Origin of the sequence: Arthrobacter sp. MAHUQ-56 (genome assembly GCF_019710585.1) — a bacterium.
Taxonomy (GTDB): Bacteria; Actinomycetota; Actinomycetes; order Actinomycetales; family Micrococcaceae; genus Arthrobacter.
In genome coordinates this window covers 625,045-645,878 of record NZ_JAIFZQ010000020.1, presented here as the reverse complement: position 1 = coordinate 645,878, position 20,834 = coordinate 625,045, and the positions used below count along the sequence as shown (strand labels likewise).

The 20,834-nt window shown below is 67.5% G+C and carries 14 protein-coding genes; 5 read left to right on the top strand and 9 right to left on the bottom strand.

Annotated elements, in window-relative coordinates:
- Nucleotides 1–45: 45 nt before the first annotated feature.
- Nucleotides 46–1,137 carry a carbohydrate kinase family protein gene (locus K4G53_RS15395; protein ID WP_221386517.1) on the bottom strand — a complete coding sequence of 364 codons (1,092 nt, stop codon included), beginning with the start codon at nt 1,135–1,137 and terminating at the stop codon, nt 46–48.
- Between the two features lie 91 nt (nt 1,138–1,228).
- Between K4G53_RS15395 and K4G53_RS15390 the strand changes: the two genes are divergently transcribed.
- From K4G53_RS15390 to K4G53_RS21480, 4 genes are all read left to right on the top strand, one after another.
- Nucleotides 1,229–2,668, top strand: a complete 1,440-nt coding sequence (locus K4G53_RS15390; protein ID WP_221386516.1) for a 6-phospho-beta-glucosidase — start codon at nt 1,229–1,231, stop codon at nt 2,666–2,668.
- 76 nt (nt 2,669–2,744) lie between these two features.
- Nucleotides 2,745–4,010: a D-inositol-3-phosphate glycosyltransferase gene (gene mshA / locus K4G53_RS15385; RefSeq protein ID WP_221386515.1), complete on the top strand. Its 1,266-nt coding sequence runs from the start codon at nt 2,745–2,747 to the stop codon at nt 4,008–4,010.
- Nucleotides 4,011–4,088: 78 nt separating this feature from the next.
- Entirely contained in the window at nt 4,089–5,765 is a 1,677-nt protein-coding gene (locus tag K4G53_RS15380) for a formate--tetrahydrofolate ligase (RefSeq protein WP_221386514.1), read from the top strand.
- A gap of 569 nt (nt 5,766–6,334) precedes the next feature.
- The gene (locus tag K4G53_RS21480) at nt 6,335–6,805 is read left to right on the top strand and encodes a DUF559 domain-containing protein (RefSeq protein ID WP_308287898.1); all 471 of its coding nucleotides are present in this window, start codon (nt 6,335–6,337) and stop codon (nt 6,803–6,805) included.
- Nucleotides 6,806–6,887: 82 nt separating this feature from the next.
- Here the strand turns inward: K4G53_RS21480 and K4G53_RS15370 are convergent, their stop codons facing one another.
- The 8 genes from K4G53_RS15370 to glmS form a co-directional block, all read right to left on the bottom strand.
- Nucleotides 6,888–7,973, bottom strand: coding sequence for an inositol-3-phosphate synthase (locus K4G53_RS15370; protein ID WP_221386512.1), 1,086 nt, complete (start codon nt 7,971–7,973; stop codon nt 6,888–6,890).
- 171 nt (nt 7,974–8,144) lie between these two features.
- Nucleotides 8,145–9,185, bottom strand: coding sequence for an L-glyceraldehyde 3-phosphate reductase (mgrA, locus tag K4G53_RS15365; RefSeq protein ID WP_221386511.1), 1,041 nt, complete (start codon nt 9,183–9,185; stop codon nt 8,145–8,147).
- Nucleotides 9,186–9,288: 103 nt separating this feature from the next.
- A complete protein-coding gene (treZ, locus tag K4G53_RS15360; RefSeq protein ID WP_221386510.1) occupies nt 9,289–11,055 on the bottom strand; it encodes a malto-oligosyltrehalose trehalohydrolase in 1,767 nt (588 codons plus the stop codon).
- A complete protein-coding gene (treY, locus tag K4G53_RS15355) occupies nt 11,052–13,379 on the bottom strand; it encodes a malto-oligosyltrehalose synthase (protein ID WP_221386509.1) in 2,328 nt (775 codons plus the stop codon). Before treY ends, treZ begins: the two co-directional genes overlap by 4 nt.
- Nucleotides 13,376–15,649 (bottom strand): glycogen debranching protein GlgX, encoded by a 2,274-nt coding sequence (glgX, locus tag K4G53_RS15350; protein WP_221386508.1) that lies wholly within the window; start codon nt 15,647–15,649, stop codon nt 13,376–13,378. Before glgX ends, treY begins: the two co-directional genes overlap by 4 nt.
- Before the next feature lie 68 nt (nt 15,650–15,717).
- A complete protein-coding gene (locus K4G53_RS15345; protein WP_221386507.1) occupies nt 15,718–17,301 on the bottom strand; it encodes an NAD(P)H-hydrate dehydratase in 1,584 nt (527 codons plus the stop codon).
- A gap of 28 nt (nt 17,302–17,329) precedes the next feature.
- On the bottom strand, nt 17,330–17,677 hold the full coding sequence (locus tag K4G53_RS15340; RefSeq protein ID WP_018760400.1) for a holo-ACP synthase: 348 nt from the start codon (nt 17,675–17,677) through the stop codon (nt 17,330–17,332).
- Between the two features lie 139 nt (nt 17,678–17,816).
- Complete coding sequence (gene glmS, locus K4G53_RS15335) at nt 17,817–19,709, bottom strand: glutamine--fructose-6-phosphate transaminase (isomerizing) (protein WP_221386506.1); 1,893 nt, start codon at nt 19,707–19,709, stop codon at nt 17,817–17,819.
- Between the two features lie 128 nt (nt 19,710–19,837).
- Between glmS and coaA the strand changes: the two genes are divergently transcribed.
- The gene (gene coaA / locus K4G53_RS15330; protein WP_221386505.1) at nt 19,838–20,833 is read left to right on the top strand and encodes a type I pantothenate kinase; all 996 of its coding nucleotides are present in this window, start codon (nt 19,838–19,840) and stop codon (nt 20,831–20,833) included.
- The last annotated feature ends 1 nt before the right edge of the window (nt 20,834 follow it).

Genomic DNA, 20,834 nt, shown 5'->3' with positions numbered 1-20,834 from the left:
TAGTCCGGGCACTTCCGGCCGAATAATCGCCGTGCCTGCCGGCCCTCACGCATCCGAAAGGTGCGCGATGGTGGCGGCCGCCCGGCGCTGGGCTCCGAGCGGAACATCCTGGAGGATGTCCGCCAGGAACGCGAAGCGCCGCAGCCACTGGCTCATCTGCCGTTCGGGGCGGGCGTTGGCGCGTTTCCACCAGTCCGCGATGTCCCCCCAGCCCGGGGCAGCCAATGATCCGCCCACCTCCTGCACGGCCAGCGACGCGCACAGGTTGGCGAACCGCAGTCGGTTCCCCAAGGGCCAGCCTGCCAGGGTCCCCACGATGAAGGCGGCATCGAAGCAGTCGCCGGCGCCGGTGGGGTCATGGGCCTTGACCGGAAGCGACGGAACCCATTCCTCCTCCCCGGTCTCCGAGTCCACAGCCATGGCGCCCTGCGCCCCCAGGGTCACCACGGCCACGGGGAGCCGGTCCGCCAGCGCGTAGAGCGCGCTCCAGGGGTTGTCCTTGCCGGTCAGCGCCATGGCCTCGCGCTGGTTGGGCAGGAAGGCGTAGAAATACTGCAGGTTCTCGAGCCGCACAGGGGCCCACTCCCCGCTGGGATCCCAGCCCACATCGCCGAACAGCTTGACCCCCGCCGCCTGGGCGGACCGGGCCCAGGGTTCCACTTCCAGGCCCACCTCGGCAATGCCGGCGAGCGCCCGGGGAGGCTTTCCGATCAGCTCCGAGTTGCTCACCGGGGCAGAGTGGCCATGGGTCACCAGCGAGCGGTCCTGGTCCACGCAGAGCGACACGGTGACCGGCGAGTGCCAGCCCGGGACGCGGCGGGACAGGCTGAGGTCCACGTGCTCCTGGCCGGAGAGGATCTTCCAGTTGAAGTCGCCGTAGCCGTCATCCCCGAACGCGGCGGCCAGCCCGGTGCGCAGGCCCAGCCGGGCTGCGGCGATGGCCTGGTTTGCCACCCCGCCCGGGCAACTGCCCATTCCCTCGCTCCAGATTTCCGTCCCTGGTTCGGGCCCGTGGGGCAGGCCGGTGAAGATGATGTCCTGGAAGACCGTGCCGGCCAGCAGCACGTCGAATCCCGGCTCGGCCGGTGACCGGACGGCGGCGAGGGGGTCGAAGGGGCGGGCGGGAATCGCGTCCATGTTCGGCACAATACGCCGTGCCGGGAGGCTTCGGTAGGGGCCCCGGACGCGTAGGGGCGGCTCGGCTGCGGGCGGGCCTAGACTGCTGGGTATGCGGCTTCTGATTGCCGGCGGCGGAGGTTTCCGGGTGCCGTTGATATACCGGGCACTGGTGTCCGGCCGCTATGCCGGTTTGGTCACCGAACTGGTATTGCACGACGTCGATCCCGGCCGGCTGGATGCCGTCACCGCGGTGCTGCGCAGCATGCCCGGCGGGCAGAACTCGCCCTTGCGCCTCCACGCCACCACCGATCTTCGCGAAGCCCTCGCCGGGACAGAAGTGGTGTTCGCCGCCATCCGGCCCGGCGGCACGGCGGGACGCGTCGCCGACGAGAAGGTGGCGCAGCGCCTGGGCCTGCTGAGCCAGGAAACCACGGGGGCCGGTGGAATCTCCTACGCCCTGCGGACCATCCCGCACATGCTGGACCTGGCCCGGTTGATGCGGGAACAGTGCCCGGACGCATGGCTGGTCAACTTCACCAACCCCGCCGGGATGGTCACGGAAGCGCTGCTCCCCCTGCTGGGCCGGCGGGTGGTCGGGATCTGCGACTCAGCGGGCGCCCTGGTGCACCGCGCGGCGCGGGCCGCCGGGATCACATTGCCGGAGGGATCGCTCGACGGCGTGGGCTACTACGGGTTGAACCACCTGGGCTGGCTGTACCGGCTGGAGTCCGGGGGCCGGGACGTGCTGCCGGACCTGCTTTCGGATGCCGCTGCCCTTCAGTCCTTCGAGGAAGGCAGGCTGTTCCCGCAGGAGTTCCTGGCGAACCTCGGCCTGCTGCCCAACGAGTACCTTTTCTACTACTACCAGGCCGGTGCAGCCCGCCTGGCGATGCAGGCCATGGCCCGGACCCGCGGCGAGACCATCCACAGCCAGCAGCAGGAGCTCTACCCCCGGCTCGCCGCTGCCGGCGCGGAAGCGTACCGGCTGTGGGAGGAAGCGCGGCGGTCCCGGGAGGAGGGGTACCTGGCCGAGGCCCGGGGCGACGGCGAACGGCGGAATGAGGAGGACCTGGCCGGCGGCGGTTACGAGCGGGTTGCGCTGGCGGCCATGCGCGCGCTCTCCGGAAGCCCCGGTGGAAGCCCTGCCGGTGGCGGCACCCAGCTGGTCCTCAACACCCGCAACACCTTGCCGCCCGGCGGTGGAGAGGCATCCCCGCCCGCCACGACCAACCCGCCTGCTCCCCAACCCGCCATTCCCGGCCTGCCCGCGGACGGCGTCGTCGAAGTTCCCTGCGCTGTTAACGCCGGCGGTGCCATCCCGCTGCCCCAGGAGGCACCGGCCGAACCGCAGCTTGGGCTGCTCCGGCGCGTGAAGGAGGTGGAGCGGCTCACCGTCCAGGCCGCGTGCGAGGGCAACCGCGGGGCTGCCCTCGCGGCCTTCGCCCGGCATCCGCTGGTGGACTCCGCGGACCTTGCCGTGCAGCTCCTTTCAGGTTACGAAGAGGTGTTCCCGGCGCTGGGGAAGATGTGGCAGGGCGGCGGGCGTTAGGGGAAGGAGTAGTGTTTTATCGAATGTCCACTTGCCCGGTTCCGCTGACGCGCGCCGGTGGCCGGAAGGAGGTCCCGTGGCACTGATCCGCAGGGTCGCTTTACTCTCCCTCCACACCTCCCCCATGGAGCAGCCGGGCTCCGGTGACGCCGGCGGGATGAACGTCTATATCCGTGAGCTCGCCTCGGCCCTGGCGGAGGCCGGCGTGGAGGTGGAGATCTTCACGCGCGCCACTTCAGCGGGCCAGCCCGCCGTCGAACATCCCGATCCCGGGGTTTGCGTGCACAACGTCCTGGCCGGGCCGCCCAAGAAGATCCCCAAGGAGGAGCTTCCCGGGCTGCTGCACGCCATGGTGGCGGAGATCGAACAGATCCGGAGCCGCCAGCCGCACGGTCGCTACGACGTCATCCATTCGCACTACTGGGTGTCCGGGATCGCAGGCCTGGAGCTGTCCGAACTGTGGGGTGTGCCGCTGGTGCACACGATGCACACCATGGCCAAGGTCAAAAACCTGCTGCTGGAGTCCGGCGAACAGCCTGAACCGCGCCGGCGGGAGCTGGGTGAGCAGCGCATCGTGGATGGCGCCGCGCGGCTTATCGCCAACACCAGCGCCGAAGCGGCCGAACTGGTGTCGCACTACGGTGCCACCTACGACCGCATCGACATCGCGCCGCCCGGTGTGGACCTGGGCACGTTCACCCCGGCGTTCCGCGCCAGGTCGCGGGCGCAGCACGGCATCAGCCCGGACACCTTCCACCTGGTGTTCGCCGGGCGCATCCAGCGCCTGAAAGGGCCTCAGGTCCTGGTCAAGGCCGCCGCGCTGCTGCGCAAGCGCCGTCCCGACATCGACCTCCGGGTCACCGTCCTGGGGTCGCTGAGCGGCAACAAGGAGTTCAACCTTCGGTGCCTGGTCGCCGAGGCAGGAATGGACGACGTCGTCACGCAGCTGCCGCCAGTGAAGGCACCTGAGCTTGCGTCCTGGTTCCGCGCGGCCGACGTGGTGGTGATGCCTTCCTTCAGCGAATCCTTCGGCTTGGTGGCCCTTGAGGCCCAGGCCTGCGGCACGCCCGTGGTGGCCACCCGGGTGGGCGGGCTTTCCCGGGCCATCTTCCACGGCCGCACCGGGCTCCTGGTGGACGGCCACCACGCCGCCGACTGGGCCGATGCGCTGGAAGCGCTGTACGACGACCCCGCCACGCGCGAGGACCTGGGGCGGGCCGCCGCCATCCGCGCCCAGAACTCCGGCTGGCAGCGCACGGCCGCCATCACGCTGGAAAGCTACCATGCCGCCGTCGACAACTACATGGCACCCCGCCTGGCCCGGGCCGTTCCGGCTTCCTGATTTTCCTTCGTCCACCGACTGGCTGCTGTTAGCTTAGGGGCAGGTCTCCGGCGCCGGCCGGTGCAGGAAAGGACAAGGATGCCTGCTCTTCCCACTGATCTTGAGATAGCCCGCGCCGCCCGCATCCGGCCGATCGCAGAGATCGCCGCCGCCGCGGGGGTTAACGCTGACGCGCTGGAACAGTACGGGCGGTACAAGGCGAAAATCGATCCCGGCCGCCTCGCCGCGCCGGCTCCGCACGGCAAGGTGGTGCTGGTCTCGGCCATGTCCCCCACCCCGGCCGGCGAGGGCAAGTCCACCACCACCGTGGGACTGGCCGATTCCCTGGCCCGGGCCGGGCACAAGGTGATGATTGCGCTGCGCGAGCCCTCGCTCGGTCCGGTCCTGGGAATGAAGGGCGGGGCCACCGGAGGGGGTTATTCGCAGGTCCTTCCCATGGATGAGATCAACCTGCACTTCACCGGCGACTTCCATGCCATTACCTCAGCCAACAACGCCCTCATGGCCCTGGTGGACAACCACATCTACCAGGGCAACGCCTTGAACATCGATCCGCGCCGGATGACCTTCAAGCGCGTCCTGGACATGAACGACCGGGCGCTGCGGGAGGTGGTCATCGGCCTGGGCGGCCCGACCCAGGGTGTGCCCCGGCAGGACGGGTTCGACATCACCGTGGCGTCCGAGGTCATGGCCGTCTTCTGCCTGGCCACTGACCTGGCGGACCTGCGTGCGCGCCTGGGCCGGATCACGTTCGGCTACACCTACGACCGCGCCCCCGTCACCGTGGCGGATCTTGGGGTGGAGGGGGCTTTGACGCTCCTGCTCAAGGAGGCCATCAAGCCCAACCTGGTGCAGACCATCGCCGGAACTCCCGCGCTGGTGCACGGCGGCCCCTTCGCGAACATCGCCCATGGCTGCAACTCGTTGATCGCCACGCAGACGGCCCGGCGGCTGGCGGACATTGTGGTGACCGAGGCCGGGTTCGGGGCCGACCTGGGCGCCGAGAAGTTCATGGACATCAAGGCACGGGTTGGCGGCCTGGCCCCCTCGGCGATCGTGGTGGTGGCGACGGTGCGGGCGCTGAAAATGCAGGGCGGGGTGGCCAAGGACCGGCTGGGCCAGCCTGACATGGCCGCGCTCGAGGCCGGCGTGGCCAACCTGCGCCGGCACGTGCGGAATGTGGAGAAGTTCGGCGTCACACCTGTGGTGGCCATTAACCGTTTCTCCTCGGACACTCCGGAGGAACTCGACTGGCTGCTGGACTGGTGCGCCGCCGAAGGCGTGCCTGCCGCCGTCGCCGATGTGTGGGGGCGCGGCGGCGGGGGCGATGGAGGTGACGAGCTTGCCGCGCTGGTGGCGCAGGCCGTGGAGCGGCCCACCAGTTTCCGGCACCTCTATCCCCTGGAGCTGTCCGTGGAGGACAAGATCCGGACCATCGCGCAGGAGATCTACGGTGCCGACGGTGTGGACTTCTCGGTGCCGGCGCTCAAGCGGCTTGCCGAGATCGAGCGGAACGGCTGGAGTTCACTGCCGGTCTGCATGGCCAAAACCCAGTACTCCTTCACGGACGACGCCTCCCGCCTCGGCGCCCCCAAGGGGTTCACCGTCCACGTGCGCGACCTGCTGCCCAAGACCGGCGCGGGCTTCATCGTGGCCCTGACCGGTGCGGTGATGACCATGCCCGGCCTTCCCGCCGTCCCGGCAGCCCTCCGGATGGACGTGGATGCGGAAGGAAACCCGGTAGGCCTCACCTAACCTCCTTCCCCGTTGCCCTATCAGATTTGGTCCTTAAAACCCGGTTTTAGTTGCCAAAACTGATAGAGCAACGGGGGTTGTGGATAACTCCTGCGGGGTCGGCGTGATCCGGGAACAATGAGCGCATGCGCCTCGCCTCACCCTTGCCTGCCCCTCTGGCCGTTCCCTTCACCGTTGCTGAGGCGCGGGCAGCGAGCGTTAGCAGTGGGCGGCTGCGTGCATCTGACCTGTTATCGGCCGGCCGGCTTCTATATCTACCGGCCGGATGGGAGTTCGAGCTCCCCGGCATGGCTCGGGCATTGTCGGCCGCAAGTCCTGGAGCGTGGATATCGCATTTGACGGCGGCCACTTTGCTTGGGCTATGGCTTCCTGCCTGGTTCCAGGACTGCCGGGACCTGCACCTCAGCAAACCGCGTTCGCTCCCACAAGTGAGGCGTGACGGTGTAATCGGGCATCGAGTTGTGGCGCACGACGACGAAATTATGGACTGGGAAGGCATACGTATCTCAACGCCGGCGCGGACATGGCTGGACCTTTGCCGCTTGCTTCCCATGGAATATGTCGTAGCAATGGGCGACCAGTTGGTCCGTCGGCCGCACGACGGACTCGAGCTTCGCACCGAGCCATGGGCAACGGTTCAAGGACTCCGGGAGATGCTGACGAGGCACCCCAAGATGCAGGGCATCGTCAAGGCCCGGGCCGCCGTCGAACTTATTCGTGTAGGTGCGGACTCCGCCCCCGAGACTTTCTTGCGTCTTGCCTTGGTTGATGCAGGGCTCCCGGAGCCCGGGCTCCAGTTGCAGATCGTGCCAGGAGAGCCCTACTCACCGGCGGCAGACCTCGGCTACAGGCAGCAACGCATTGCCATACAGTACGACGGCGGCCATCACCTCACGCGGGAGCAGCAGTCCCGGGACAACCGGCGCGACCAAGCCTTCTACTCGGCGGGATGGCGGTACTTCAAGTTCAACGCTGACGACCTCGCCAACGACTTCCGGAAGGCAACTGCCCAAATCCGCGCGGCGCTCCGGGAGCCTTAAACACCAGTTGCTCTACCAGTTGTGGTCCCTAACCGGGAGGTTTAGGGACCACAACTGATAGAGCAACCTGGTGTTGGGACGGTTAGCGCTCCAGGTCGCCGCGGATGAAGGCTTCGACCTTTTCGCGGGCGAGGTCGTCGTTGAACTGCTCCGGCGGGGACTTCATGAAGTAGCTCGATGCGGAGAGCAGCGGGCCGCCGATGCCGCGGTCCAGGCCGATCTTGGCGGCGCGGATGGCGTCAATGATGACGCCGGCTGAGTTCGGCGAGTCCCAGACCTCCAGCTTGTACTCCAGCGAAACAGGTGCGTCACCGAAGTTGCGGCCTTCGAGGCGCACGAACGCCCACTTCCGGTCATCAAGCCACTGCACATAGTCGGACGGGCCAATATGGACATCCTTGGCCGCCAGTTCCGCCTCGACGTTTGAGGTCACGGCCTGGGTCTTGGAGATCTTCTTCGATTCCAGCCGGTCCCGCTCGAGCATGTTCTTGAAGTCCATGTTCCCGCCGACGTTCAGCTGGTACGTCCGGTCCAGGGTGACGCCCCGGTCCTCGAACAGCTTCGCCATCACACGGTGCGTGATCGTGGCACCGATCTGGCTCTTGATGTCATCGCCCACGATCGGCACACCGGCGGCGGTGAACTTGTCCGCCCATTCCTTCGTCCCGGCAATGAAAACCGGCAGGGCGTTGACGAACGCCACCCCGGCGTCGATGGCGCACTGGGCGTAGAACTCGGCCGCTTCCTGCGACCCGACGGGCAGGTAGCAGACCATCACGTCGACCCGGGCATCCTTCAAAGCCTGGACCACATCGACCGGCTCTTCGGTGGACTGCTCGATGGTCTCCAGGTAGTACCGGCCCAGGCCGTCCAGGGTGTGGCCGCGCTGGACCGTGACACCGGTCGGCGGGACATCGGCGATCTTGATGGTGTTGTTCTCGCTCGCCAGGATCGCCGCGGACAGGTCGTGGCCAACCTTCTTGCCGTCGACGTCGAACGCGGCAACGAACTCCACGTCACCCACGTGGTACGGGCCGAACTCAACATGCATCAGGCCCGGAATGGTGGCCTTCGGGTCGGCGTCCTTGTAGTACTCAACGCCCTGGACCAGCGAGGCGGCGCAGTTACCCACGCCAACGATTGCAACACGAATCGGATGTGAAGACACGGAACTCCTTTGGGACGAACGTCAGCCGGCCGGGTATGGCTTCGCAGGAAGTACGACGGCGGCCGGCTGGCACGGCGCCGCGCGGCGCCTTTTCATACTACCCAACGCAGCGGGACCGGGCGCCGTGCGCCCGGTCCCGCATGTAAGAAAGCGTCCGTAAGGCGACAGCCGTCAGGCGTTCTGCTTCCAGAGGTTGATGTCCGATTCCACGGCGAACTCATCGATGGCGTTGAGCTCCTCGTCGGTAAAGCCGAGGTTGTTGATGGCGGAGAGGCTGTCCTCCAACTGCCGCACGCTGGAGGCTCCTATCAGGGCGGACGTGACAGGCGATCCCTTGGGCTGGTCACGCAGGATCCAAGCAATGGCCATCTGGGCCAGGGACTGGCCGCGGCCTTCGGCGATCGCATGCAGGCCGCGGATCCGTTCCAGCTTCTCCTCGGTGATCAGGCCCTGGTCCAGGGATTTCTGCTGCGCGGCCCGGGAATCGGCGGGAATGCCGTTGAGGTACCGGTCGGTGAGCATGCCTTGGGCCAGCGGCGAGAAGGCGATGGAGCCCGCCCCCACCTGGTCCAGGGCCTCGTACAGGTTGGGGGTGCCGTTTTCGGTCCAGCGGTTGAGCATGGAGTAGCTGGGCTGGTGGATCAGTAGCGGGGTGCCAAGTTCCTTGAGGATCCTTGCAGCTTCGAGGGTCTGCTCGGGCGTGTAGGAGGAGACGCCGGCGTAGAGTGCCTTGCCCGAACGGACGGCGTAGTCGAGCGCTCCCATGGTTTCTTCCAGCGGGGTCTCGGGGTCCGGCCGGTGGCTGTAGAAGATGTCCACGTAGTCCAGGCCCATGCGCTGGAGGGACTGGTCCAGGCTGGAAATGAGGTACTTGCGTGAACCCCACTCGCCGTAGGGGCCAGGCCACATGTAGTAGCCGGCCTTAGTGGAGATGACGAGTTCGTCACGGTAGGGCTTGAAATCGTCACGCAGGTGCCGGCCAAAGTTGGTTTCGGCCGATCCGGCCGGCGGACCGTAGTTGTTGGCGAGGTCGAAGTGGTTGACGCCAAGGTCAAAGGCGCGGCGCAGGATGGCGCGCTGTTCGTCAAACCGCTTGTCGTCCCCGAAGTTGTGCCACAGGCCCAGGGAGATGGCCGGGAGTTTGAGGCCGCTGCGGCCGACGCGGCGGTAGGGCATGGATTCGTAGCGGTTCTCCGCTGCTGAATAAGTCATACGTTCCATCCTGCCAGTTGTGACCCGCGCTACAGGCGCCGGCGAAATAGTTTCGCCGCGGGCAGTACCCGCGGCGAAACTTCTAGCCAGGAGACGTGGATGGTCAGGACGTGAGGATTGCGGCGCTCCAGGGCGCGAGGGCGAGCGACCCGCCGTCCTGTCCGACGGCCTCGTCCGTTGCCAGGAGGACATCTCCGGCGGCGTCGAGGCGGACTTTGGCATCGGTGAAGTTCACCAGTACCTCGACGGGTCCGCGCCGGAACCGCAGCCAGCCTGCATCGTCGTCGTACGACACCTCTGTCCCACCGAACCCCAGCCCGGCCAGCTCCGGGTGCGAGCGGCGGAGGGCGGTCAGTGACCGGTAGAGCTCCAGGAGCCGGGCATGCTCACCGCTGCCGGCCTCTGCCCAGTCCAGCTTGGACCGGCGGAAGGTTTCCGGATCCTGGGGATCAGGCACGACGGCGGGATCCCACCCCATGCGTTCGAACTCCTTGATGCGCCCTTCCGCGGTGGCCTTTCCGAGCTCCGGTTCGGGGTGGGACGTGAAGAACTGCCAGGGTGTGGATGCGCCGAACTCCTCGCCCATGAACAACATCGGCGTGAAAGGTGAGGTCAGCGTGAGGACCGCGGCCACGGCCAGCTGCCCAAAGGACAGCGACTGCGAGAGCCGGTCCCCCGTGGCCCGGTTGCCGATCTGGTCGTGGTTCTGGTTGCAGACCACCAGTGCCGCCGGGTGCACCAGCGAGGCATTGATGGGCCGGCCATGGTGCCGGCCGCGGAAGCTGGAGTAGCTGCCGTCATGCAGGAACCCGTCCTTCAACACCTTGGCCAGCACGCCAAGGGATTTGAAATCCGAGTAGTAGCCTGTGGTTTCGCCGCTGACGTTGACGTGGACGGCGTGGTGGAAGTCGTCGCTCCACTGCCCCGCAAGGCCGTACCCGTTGGCGTCCCGGGGATAGAGCAGACGCGGATTGTTGAGGTCCGATTCGGCAATGAGCGTCTTGGGCAGCCCGGTCTCCGCCGAGATGGCTTCTCCCAGGGCTCCCAGGTCTTCCAGGATGTGCACCGCCCGCTCGTCGCGCAGGGCATGCACGGCGTCGAGCCGGAGCCCGTCCACGTGGTAGTCCCGCAGCCAGAGCGCTGCATTATCCAGGATGTATTCGCGCACTACGTCCGAGCCGGGCCCGTCGAGGTTGACCGAGTCGCCCCACGTGTTGGCGTCGCCCTGCTTGAGGTAGGGCCCGAACTTGGGCAGGTAGTTGCCGCTGGGCCCCAGGTGGTTGTACACCACGTCCTGGATGACGCCCAGTCCTGCGGCGTGCGCGGCGTCGACGAACCGCTGGTACGCGGCCGGGCCGCCGTAGCCTTCGTGCACGGTGTACCACTGGACGCCGTCGTAGCCCCAGTTGTGGGTTCCGTTGAAGCCGTTGACCGGCAGGAGTTCCACGAAGTCGATGCCGAGGTCCGCAAGGTAGCCCAGCTTGCCCGCCGCGGCGTCCAGGGTTCCCGCCGGCGTGAAGGTGCCCACATGCAGCTCGTAGATCACCGCTCCCTGCAGGTCCTTCCCGTGCCAGCCGGAATCCTGCCACGTGTAAGCGGCGGGATCGTAGGTCCGCGACTGTTCATGGACGCCGTCCGGCAGCCGGCGGGACCGGGGATCCGGGATGGGGGTGGTGTCGCCGTCCAGCAGGTAGGCGTAGTCCACGGCGCCGTCAGCAGGGGCGTCCGGTGCCGTCCACCACCCTTCAGAACCGGGTGCCGTCTCCTTCTTCCGCATGGGGTACCGCCGGTCATCGGCCAGCAGGATGACGGACTCGGCGGCCGGCGCCCACACATCAAAGCGCTCAGGTCCAACGTTGACCAGGGTCATGCCTTTTCTCCATCCACGGGTACCAGCAGGGCCACGGGGTAGGTACCCAGGACCTCCGCCACGGAAACAGGGCCTGGCCCGTACACGGCCCCGGTGAGTTCGTCACGCATGGCCGTGGGAAGTTCGACGGCGGTGTCCCGCCAGCCGCCCCCGGCTTCCAGTCCGGCGGGGAGCCGCGTGGCCAGGGTGAGGGCACCCGGGGACGCGCCGGCACCGCGCGAGAAGGCCAGCAGGTGTCCGGCAGCCGCTCCGGTGGCTGCCACCGCAGCGTAGCCCTGGAACAGTTCGGGCCGGTCCCGGCGGAGGCGGAGGGCGCGGGAGGTGACCAGGAGCTTGCTGGACTCTGTGCCCGCGGCCGGCAACGTGCCGGCGTCGAGCTTTGCCAGCTCTGCCTGGCGGGCCGCAAAGTCCACCGGACGCCGGTTGTCCGGGTCCGTCAGCGACCGTTCCCAGAACTCGCTGCCCTGGTAGACGTCCGGCACGCCGGGCATGGTCAGCTGGACCAGCTTGGCGGCGACGGAGTTGACGGCGGAGAAGGCGTCGATCCGGGCCACGAAGTCCTCGACCACCTTGGCGACCTGGGCGTTGTCGAAGACTGCGTCGACGGCGGCCTGCACCTTGGATTCGAAGTCCTCGTTGGGGTCGGTCCACTTGGTGGAGTTGCCGGCCTCGCGGGCCGCCTTTTCCGCGTACCCCTGCAGCCGTTCCCGGCTCGCGGGCCACGCCCCGACGATCGCCTGCCACAGCAGGTTCTCGTACGGACCGTCCGGGATCGGCGCAAGGCCGCGCAGTGTTTCCAGGGTTTCCGCCCATGCCTGCGGAAGCTCGGCGATGACCGAGATCCTGGCCCGGGCGTCCTCGCTGCGCTTGGTGTCATGGGTGGACAACGTGGTCATGGACAGAGGCAGGTCCTGCTGCCGCCGCTGCATCCGCTGGTGGAACTCCTCGGGGGACACGGCGAATTCGGTGGGTTCGGCGCCCACTTCGGTCAGGGTGCCCAGCCGGGTGTAACGGTAGAACGCGGTGTCCTCCACGCCTTTGGCCATGACCATGCCGGAGGTCTGCTGGAAGCGGATGGCGATGGGGTTGGCGGGATCCAGGAGCAGGGGAAGGAGCGTTCCCACCGCAACCTCCAGGTCCGGACGGTGCGCAGCCGCTGACTCGCACGCTTCCTTGAGGATTTCGGCGCCCACGGGCAGGTACGACCGGTATACCGGGAAGGAGGCAATGATCTCCGCGATGGCGTCGGCTGCCTGGTCCAGCTCAAGCCCGTAGGACCCGGGGACCAGCCGGGCCAGCCGCAGCACCTCTGAGCGCAGGATGCCGTCGGCGATCATGCGCTTGGTGCCGCGGATCATTTCTGCATAGTCCGCGGGCTTGGACGTCCCCCGCAGTGAAGCGTCCAGCGCATCCAGCGCCTGCTCTCCCGCAGGGTCGATGAAGACCCGGTCCACGTCCGCCAGAGCGTCGTACCCGGTGGTGCCTTCGCAGGCGAACTCCTGCGGCAGGACCTCACCCGGTTCGAGGATCTTTTCCACCAGGATGTAGGCGCCCCCGCTGAGGTCCTTGAGCCAGCGGAGGTACCCGGCAGGATCGGCCAGGCCGTCCGGGTGGTCCACCCGGAGCCCGTCCACGAGCCCCTTGGTGAACCAGCGGCCCACCTCGGCATGGGCCTTATCAAAGACCGAGGGTTCCTCCACGCGGATCCCCGCGAGGGTTGTGACGGCGAAAAAGCGCCGGTAGTTCAGCTCGGCGTCGGCGCGGCGCCAGTCCATCAGCTGGTAGTGCTGGCGGCTGTGCACGTCCTGCGGGGAATCACCTTCCGCGTAGGTGCCTTCGGCCAGCGGGAACCGGTGGTCGTAGTACCGGAGTTCGCCGTCCTTGATTTCCAGCTTGTCCAGGTCGGCGTCCGAGCCCAGCATGGGAAGCCGGACCTTGCCGCCGCCCAGGTCCCAGTCGACGTCGAACGCCTCGGCGTAGGGCGAGCCCTGCCCTTCCTTCAGCAGGGACCACCACCAAGGGTTCTGGACAGGCGTGGCGACGCCAACGTGGTTGGGGACGATGTCCACCAGGACGCCCATGCCGTGTTCGCGGGCGGCCCTGGACAGGGCCAGCAGGCCCTCGGGGCCGCCGCGTTCCGGGTCCACCGCCGAGGGGTCGGTCACGTCGTAGCCGTGGTCCGAGCCCTGCTCCGCGGTCAGGATGGGTGACAGGTACACCCAGTCCACGCCGAGGTCCTTCAGGTAGGGCACTTTCTCGGCGGCGTCGAACAGGGTGAAACCGCGCCGGATCTGCAGGCGGTAGGTCGAGGCGGGCGTCCTCATGCCTTGGTCGCCTTTGCCTCGCTTGCTTCCGACGCCTTGGTTGCCCTGGCCTCGCTGGCTTCGGCTGCCTTGGTCTGGGCCTCCACCATTTCCTCCTGGGCTTCTTCCTGCTCCGCCATGGAGGCCAGGGATGCGGCCGCGGAAAGCTCCACCTCAGCTTCGGGGCCGGAGTAGGCGCGAAGCACCACCATGGACTTGGCGTCCAGCCTCAGCGTGGCCCCGGCCTTGAGCGGTTCGTAGGCGTCGGCCTGGGCCGCGGTGTCAACCAGGACTTCCCAGTACTGCGAGTACTCGTCAGAGGGAAGGCAGAAGTCCACCACGTCGTCGTGCGCGTTGAAAGCCATGATGAAGCTGTCATCGGTGATCCTGCGGCCGCGGGAATCCTGCTCCTGGATGCCGTCGCCGTTGTAGAACACGCCGATGGTCCGGCCGAAGCCGCTCCCCCAGTCCTCGGGCAGCATTTCGGTGCCGTCGGTCTTCAGCCACACGATGTCCGGCAGCTTTTCGCCTTCGCCGCGGCGCACCGGCCGGCCGTCGAAGAAGCGGCTGCGGCGGAACGTGGGGTGGTCGTGCCGGAGCTTGCTGACAAATGCGGTGAATTCGACAAGGGGCTGGTCCATGGCTTCCCAGTGCACCCAGCTGAGCTCGGAATCCTGGCAGTACGTGTTGTTGTTGCCCTGCTGCGTGCGGCCAAGTTCGTCGCCGTGCAGCACCATCGGAACGCCCTGCGACAGGAGCAGCGTGGCAATGAAGTTCCGCTGCTGGCGGGCGCGCAGGGTCAGCACCTTCTCGTCGTCGGTGTCCCCTTCGACGCCGCAGTTCCATGACCGGTTGTGGGATTCGCCGTCGTTGTTGCCTTCGCCGTTGGCCTCGTTGTGCTTCTCGTTGTAGGAGACCAGGTCCCGCATGGTGAAGCCGTCGTGGGCGGTGACGAAGTTGATCGAGGCCACCGGACGGCGGGCAGAGCTTTCGTAGAGGTCGGCGGAGCCGGTCAGGCGGGACGCGAATTCGCCCAGCGTGGAAGGCTCGCCGCGCCAGAAGTCGCGGACGGTGTCGCGGTACTTGCCGTTCCACTCCGTCCACTGCGGCGGGAAGTTGCCCACCTGATAGCCGCCGGGTCCGACGTCCCACGGTTCGGCGATGAGCTTGACCTGGGAGACTACGGGATCCTGCTGGATGAGTTCGAAGAAGGTGGACAGCTTGTCGACGTCGTAGAACTCGCGGGCCAGGGTGGAGGCGAGGTCGAAGCGGAAACCGTCAACATGCATCTCCGTCACCCAGTAGCGCAGGGAGTCCATCAGCAGCTGCAGGGAGTGCGGGTGCCGGACGTTGAGCGAGTTGCCCGTCCCGGTGTAGTCCATGTAGTGCTTGAGGTCGTTGTCCACCAGGCGGTAGTAGGCCTGGTTGTCGATGCCCTTGAAGGAGAGGGTGGGGCCCAGGTGGTTGCCTTCGGCGGTGTGGTTGTAGACGACGTCGAGGATCACCTCGATGCCGGCACGGTGCAGGTCGCGGACCATGGCCTTGAATTCCTGGACCTGGTGCCCGACGTCGCCGGTGGAGCTGTAGGTGTTCTGCGGGGCGAAGAAGCCGATGGTGTTGTAGCCCCAGTAGTTGCTCAGCCCCTTCTCCTGGAGGGTGCCGTCGTTGACGAACTGGTGCACGGGCATGAGCTCGATTGCCGTGACGCCGAGTTTCTTCAGGTGCTCGATGACGGCCGGGTGCGCCACGCCTGCGTACGTGCCGCGCTGCTCCTCGGGGATCTCGGGGTGCAGCTCGGTCAGGCCCTTGACGTGGGCCTCGTAGATGACGGACTCGTGGTAGGGAACCTTGAGCTGGCGGTCGCCGTCCCACTCGAAGAACGGGTTGATGACCACGCCGTGCATGGTGTGGGGTGCCGAGTCCGCGTCGTTGCGGGAGTCGGGGTCGCCGAACTCGTAGGAGAAGAGTGCCTGGTCCCAGTCGATCTGGCCCTGGATGGCTTTGGCGTAGGGGTCCATCAGCAGCTTGTTCGCGTTGAACCGGCTTCCGCTTGCGGGGTCGTACGGTCCGTGCACCCGGTAGCCGTACTTCTGGCCGGGCTGGATGTGCGGCAGGTAGCAGTGCCAGACGTAGCCATCCACCTCGGTGAGCTCAATGCGGGTCTCGGTCAGGTCGTCGGCCAGGAGGCAGAGTTCAACCCGCTCCGCCTGTTCGCTGAACAGGGCGAAATTGGTGCCGGTGCCGTCAAAGGTAGCTCCCAGCGGGTAGGCGTTTCCAGGCCAGACTTCCATCGTGCTCCTCATTGTTGGTCAGCAGCAGAGGGCATCGGAACGCCCCTGCTGCTGGTGCGAACTAATGCCTACCGTAGTGGTTGGCTGTGACTTTTACGTTTCCGGGCTCCAGAGTTACTAAGCATGCTGACCTTACCCCACGTTTCGGGTATAGTATTCGCGATTCCGCTGGCGGCGATCGGACCGCCGGCGGCTCTTTCGGACGCCGCCGTTCCGGCACGTCCGTGCAGCGCCGCCCCCAGCGCGGCAAGCGCAGCCCAGCGGTCGTCGTCGTCGATGCCCAGGGCCCGGAAAGGTTCGACGTCGTGCCCCGCCTGGGCGAGCAGCGCACCGATGACGCCCGCCAGCACGTCCCCACTGCCTGCCGTAGCGAGCCAGGGAATGCCGTCCGCCTGGCTGAAGGTGGTACCCCAGGGCGCGGCCACCAGCGTGGTGGCGCCCTTGAGCAGGACGGTGGCGCCGGTGCGTTCGGCGGCATGGCGGACAGCGGCGAGCGTGCCGGCTTCCACCGCTTCCCGGTCCTCCCCGTGGCCCAGCCGCTGGAACAGCGACGCGAGCTCGCCGGCGTGCGGGGTCAGCACGACGTGCGGGGCGAGCATGGCCGGCAGTGCGGGCAGGGCTCCGGCGTCGGCGACGACCGGGAGCTCCGACACGATTGCCTCCCGTGCGCGGGTGAGTTGTTCGTGGTCCCGCGGTCCGATGCCCGAGCCCACCAGCCAGGCCTGCACGCGGTTTTCGGCCACGGTTCCGGTGCTGCAGACCACCTCGGGGCAGGCCTGGCGCACCAGGTCCGCCACCGATGGCGGCCCGAGGTAACGGACCATGCCCACACCTGCGGCCAGCGCGCCCCGGCAGGCCAGGACTGCGGCGCCCGGGTAGTCCTCGGAGCCGGCCACCACTCCCAGCACGCCGCGGGAGTACTTGTGGGCACGCCGGGCGGGGTGCGGCAGGAGCTGGGCCAGTTCATCGTCCCCCAGCCGGCGCAGCGCCGGCCGGGGCAGGTGCTCCTCGATCCCGATCGGCACCACAAGCACCCGGCCCGCATGGTCTGCCCCGGGGTCAGCCAGGAGGCCGGCCTTGGCTCCCCCGAACGTGACAGTCAGGTCCGCGGCCAGGACCGGGGCGGCAGCCTCGCCGGTGTCGGCGTCCACGCCACTGGGAAGGTCGCACGCCACCACGAGGCCCCGGCCGTTGCCGTCGGTAATGGCACGGACCAGGTCCGCGGCAATTCCGCGGAGCCCGCCCTTGGCTCCGGTGCCAAGGATGGCATCGATGACGACGTCGGCCCGGCCGGCTTCGGCTGCAAGGTCCGGAAGTGCAGCTTCGGTGAGCCGGTGCACCCGGCCGCCTGCACGCTCAAATGCCGCCAGGCCGTCCGGATGGGCGGCATCTCCGGTGAGGACCGCCGTCGTACGCATTCCGCGGGCGGCGAGGAAAGCAGCGGCGTACAGGCCATCGCCGCCGTTGTTGCCCTTGCCCGCCAGCACCGCGACGCCGGCACCGTTCAGGCGGGCGCCGCGTGCCTTGAGTTCATGGACGACGGCGTTGGCCAGGCCGTGCGCGGCCCGCTGCATGAGGACGTCGCCGAGTCCGGAAGCCAGGAGGGGTTCCTCGGCTGCGCGGACCTGCGTTCCGGTGTAGGCGCTGATCATGGTGTCCCCTCCTGCAGCCCCGGCCGGGTCAGCCCTCGGCCAGGACCGTGGCCGTGGCGATGCCGCCGTCGTGGCTGATGGACAGGTGCCAGCGCTTGACGCCCTTGGCCTCGGCGACCGCCAGCACCGTTCCCTTGACCTGCACGGTGGGGCCGTTCTGGTCCAGGCCGATCCAGCAGTCCTGCCAGTTCATGCCTGCGGGGGCGCCCAGGACCTTGGCCACCGCTTCCTTTGCGGCGAACCGGGCGGCCAGGGACCGCGTGTTCAGTTCCCGTTCGGCGGGAACAAACAAACGGTCCCTGAGGCCCGGTGTCCGCTCAAGCTGGCGGCCGAACCGCTCGATGTCTACAACGTCTACGCCAATGCCAACGATCATGCGGCTTATTCTACGGTGGCGCCCGCGGGCGAAAGCCGCCGCGCGCCGGTGGCGGACGGTGTCCGCCATCAGCGCAAAAGCTGGACTTTAACGTGCAAAACCCCGGGCCGCTGGGCCCGGGGTTTTGCGCCTACAGCGGTTACTCGACGGTGACGCTCTTGGCGAGGTTGCGCGGCTGGTCCACGTCGTAGCCCTTGGCGGCGGCGAGTTCGGCGGCGAAGATCTGCAGCGGCACGGTGGTGAGCAGCGGCATCAGCAGGGTGGGCGTTTCGGGGACGTAGAAGACGTGTTCGGCGTAGGCCTTGACGGCTTCGTCGCCTTCCTCGGCGATGACCAGGGTCCGGGCGCCGCGGGCGCGGACTTCCTGGATGTTGGAGACCACCTTGGAGTGCAGCGAGTCGCGGCCGCGCGGGGACGGGACCACCACGAACACCGGCTGGCCTTCGTCGATCAGGGCGATCGGGCCGTGCTTGAGCTCACCGGCGGCGAAGCCTTCGGCGTGGATGTAGGCGATTTCCTTGAGCTTCAGCGCGCCCTCGAGCGCCACCGGGTAGCCCACGTGCCGGCCCAGGAACAGCACCGACTTCTCGTCCGCCATGCTCCGCGCAAGCTCACGCAGCGGGCCGGCGTTGTCCAGGATGGTCTGGATCTTGGCCGGGATCTTGTTCAGGTCCGCGAGGACGTCCTTGATCTGCCCCGAGAAGATGTTCCCGCGCAGCTGCGCCAGGTACAGGCCCAGCAGGTAGGCGGCGGTGATCTGGGCCAGGAACGCCTTGGTGGAGGCGACGGCGATCTCCGGGCCCGCGTGCGTGTAGAGCACGGCGTCGGATTCACGCGGGATGGTGGAGCCGTTGGTGTTGCAGATCGAGATGGTCTTGGCACCCTGCTCGCGGGCGTAACGGACGGCCATCAGGGTATCCATGGTTTCGCCGGACTGGCTGATGGACACCACCAGGGTGTTCTCGTTCAGGATCGGGTCCCGGTAGCGGAACTCGTGTGCCAGTTCCACCTCCGTGGGGATCCGGCACCAGTTCTCGATCGCATACTTGGCCACGGTGCCGGCGTACGCGGCGGTGCCGCAGGCCAGCACGATGATCTTGTCGACCTTCTTCAACAGCTCGGGATCGATCCGCAGCTCGTCCAGGGTCAGCTTGCCCTTGATGTCCGAGCGGCCCAGCAGGGTCTGCGCCACGGCGTCGGGCTGGTCGTGGATTTCCTTCTCCATGAACGAGGAGAAACCGCCCTTTTCAGCAGAGGCAGGGTCCCAGTCCACGTGGTATTCCTTGCCGGAGGCCGGGTTGCCGTAGAAATCGGTAATGTCCACCGTGTCCGCGGTGATGGTGACAATCTGGTCCTGGCCCAGTTCCACCGCGCGGCGGGTGTAGTCGATGAAGCCGGACACGTCAGAGCCGAGGAAGTTCTCCCCGTCGCCCAGGCCAACCACCAGCGGCGAGTTGCGGCGCGCGGCCACCACGACGTCCGGCTGGTCCGCGTGCACGGCCAGGAGCGTGAAGGCGCCCTCGAGGCGCTGGCAGGCCAGTTCCATGGCGCGGGTCAGGCCGCCGTCGGCGGTGACACCGCCCAGCTTGTTCCGGAAAATGTCACCCAGCAGCGCCGCGGCGACCTCCGTATCCGTTTCAGAAATGAACGTGACGCCCTTTTCCAGCAGCTCAAGCTTCAGCTCGGCAAAGTTCTCGATGATGCCGTTGTGGATCACGGCGAGCTTGCCCCCGTCGGACAGGTGCGGGTGCGCGTTGCGGTCCGTCGGGCCGCCGTGGGTGGCCCAGCGCGTGTGCCCGATCCCGGTGGTGGCAGCCGGCAGCGGCCGCGCTTCCAGCTCGGCCAGGAGGTTGGTCAGCTTCCCGGACTTCTTCCGCGACTCGATGGTCCCTTCGGACACCACCGCCACACCGGCGGAATCGTACCCGCGGTACTCCAGGCGGCGCAGCCCCTCAAGGACAACATCCAAAGCACTGTGACCCTTAATTGCACCGTCAGACGAACGGCCTACGTATCCCACGATTCCACACATAGGCACAAGACTATCGGGAGCGTGCCTGTTGCTACTAAACGGGCACGTCAGCGCCCTGTGCGTTCCTGGTCGGGGCGCGGCAGGCTCGTGACCGGGACCGCCGCGCTGAACAGGACCGTCATTTCGTGATGGCGCGGGAGCGGGGCAGAATCTTTAGCGTGACTTCGCAACGCAACGAAGCGAACGGGGAGGGTGCCTCGCCGTTCGTGGAGCTGGACCGGCAAACCTGGTCCCGGCTCGCAGCCCAGATGGAACAGCCCCTTAATGAAGAGGACGTGCTGCGCCTTCGTGGTCTTGGCGACCCCTTGGACATCAACGAGGTCCGGGATGTCTACCTCCCGCTGTCCCGGCTGCTGCACCTGTATGTCGAAGCCGCGGGGCAGTTGCATGCGGCCACCACAACCTTCCTGGGGGAGCAGACCCAGCGCACCCCGTTCGTCATCGGCGTTGCCGGATCCGTTGCCGTGGGAAAGTCCACCATTGCGCGCGTGCTGCGGGAGATGCTCCGCCGCTGGCCCGGCACCCCGAACGTGGAGCTGATCACCACGGACGGGTTCCTCTATCCCCTGGCCGAGCTCAAGCGCCGGCAGTTGCTGGACCGGAAGGGTTTCCCCGAGTCCTACGACCGGCGGGCGCTGCTGCGGTTCGTCAGCGAGATCAAGAGCGGCGCGGAGGAGGTCCGGGCGCCCTGGTACTCGCATGTCACGTACGACATCGTCCCCGGCAAGGAAGTGGTGGTCCGCCGTCCGGACGTCCTCATTGTGGAGGGCTTGAACGTCCTGGCGCCGGCCCGGCCGCGGCATGATGGGCGGCAGGGCCTGGCGCTGAGTGATTTCTTCGATTTCTCCATCTACGTGGATGCCAAGACCTCGTATATCGAGGAGTGGTACGTGGACCGGTTCCGGAAGCTGCGGAGCACGGCGTTCGCCCAGCCGGAGTCCTACTTCCACCGCTACGCCACACTCTCGGACGAAGAGGCGGAGAGCACCGCCCGGGACATTTGGAAGCGGATCAATGAGCCCAACCTGGAGGAGAACGTCCTGCCGACGCGGGGCCGCGCGCAGCTGGTGCTCACCAAAGACGCGGACCACTCGATCCGCCGCATGCTCCTGCGGAAGGTGTAGC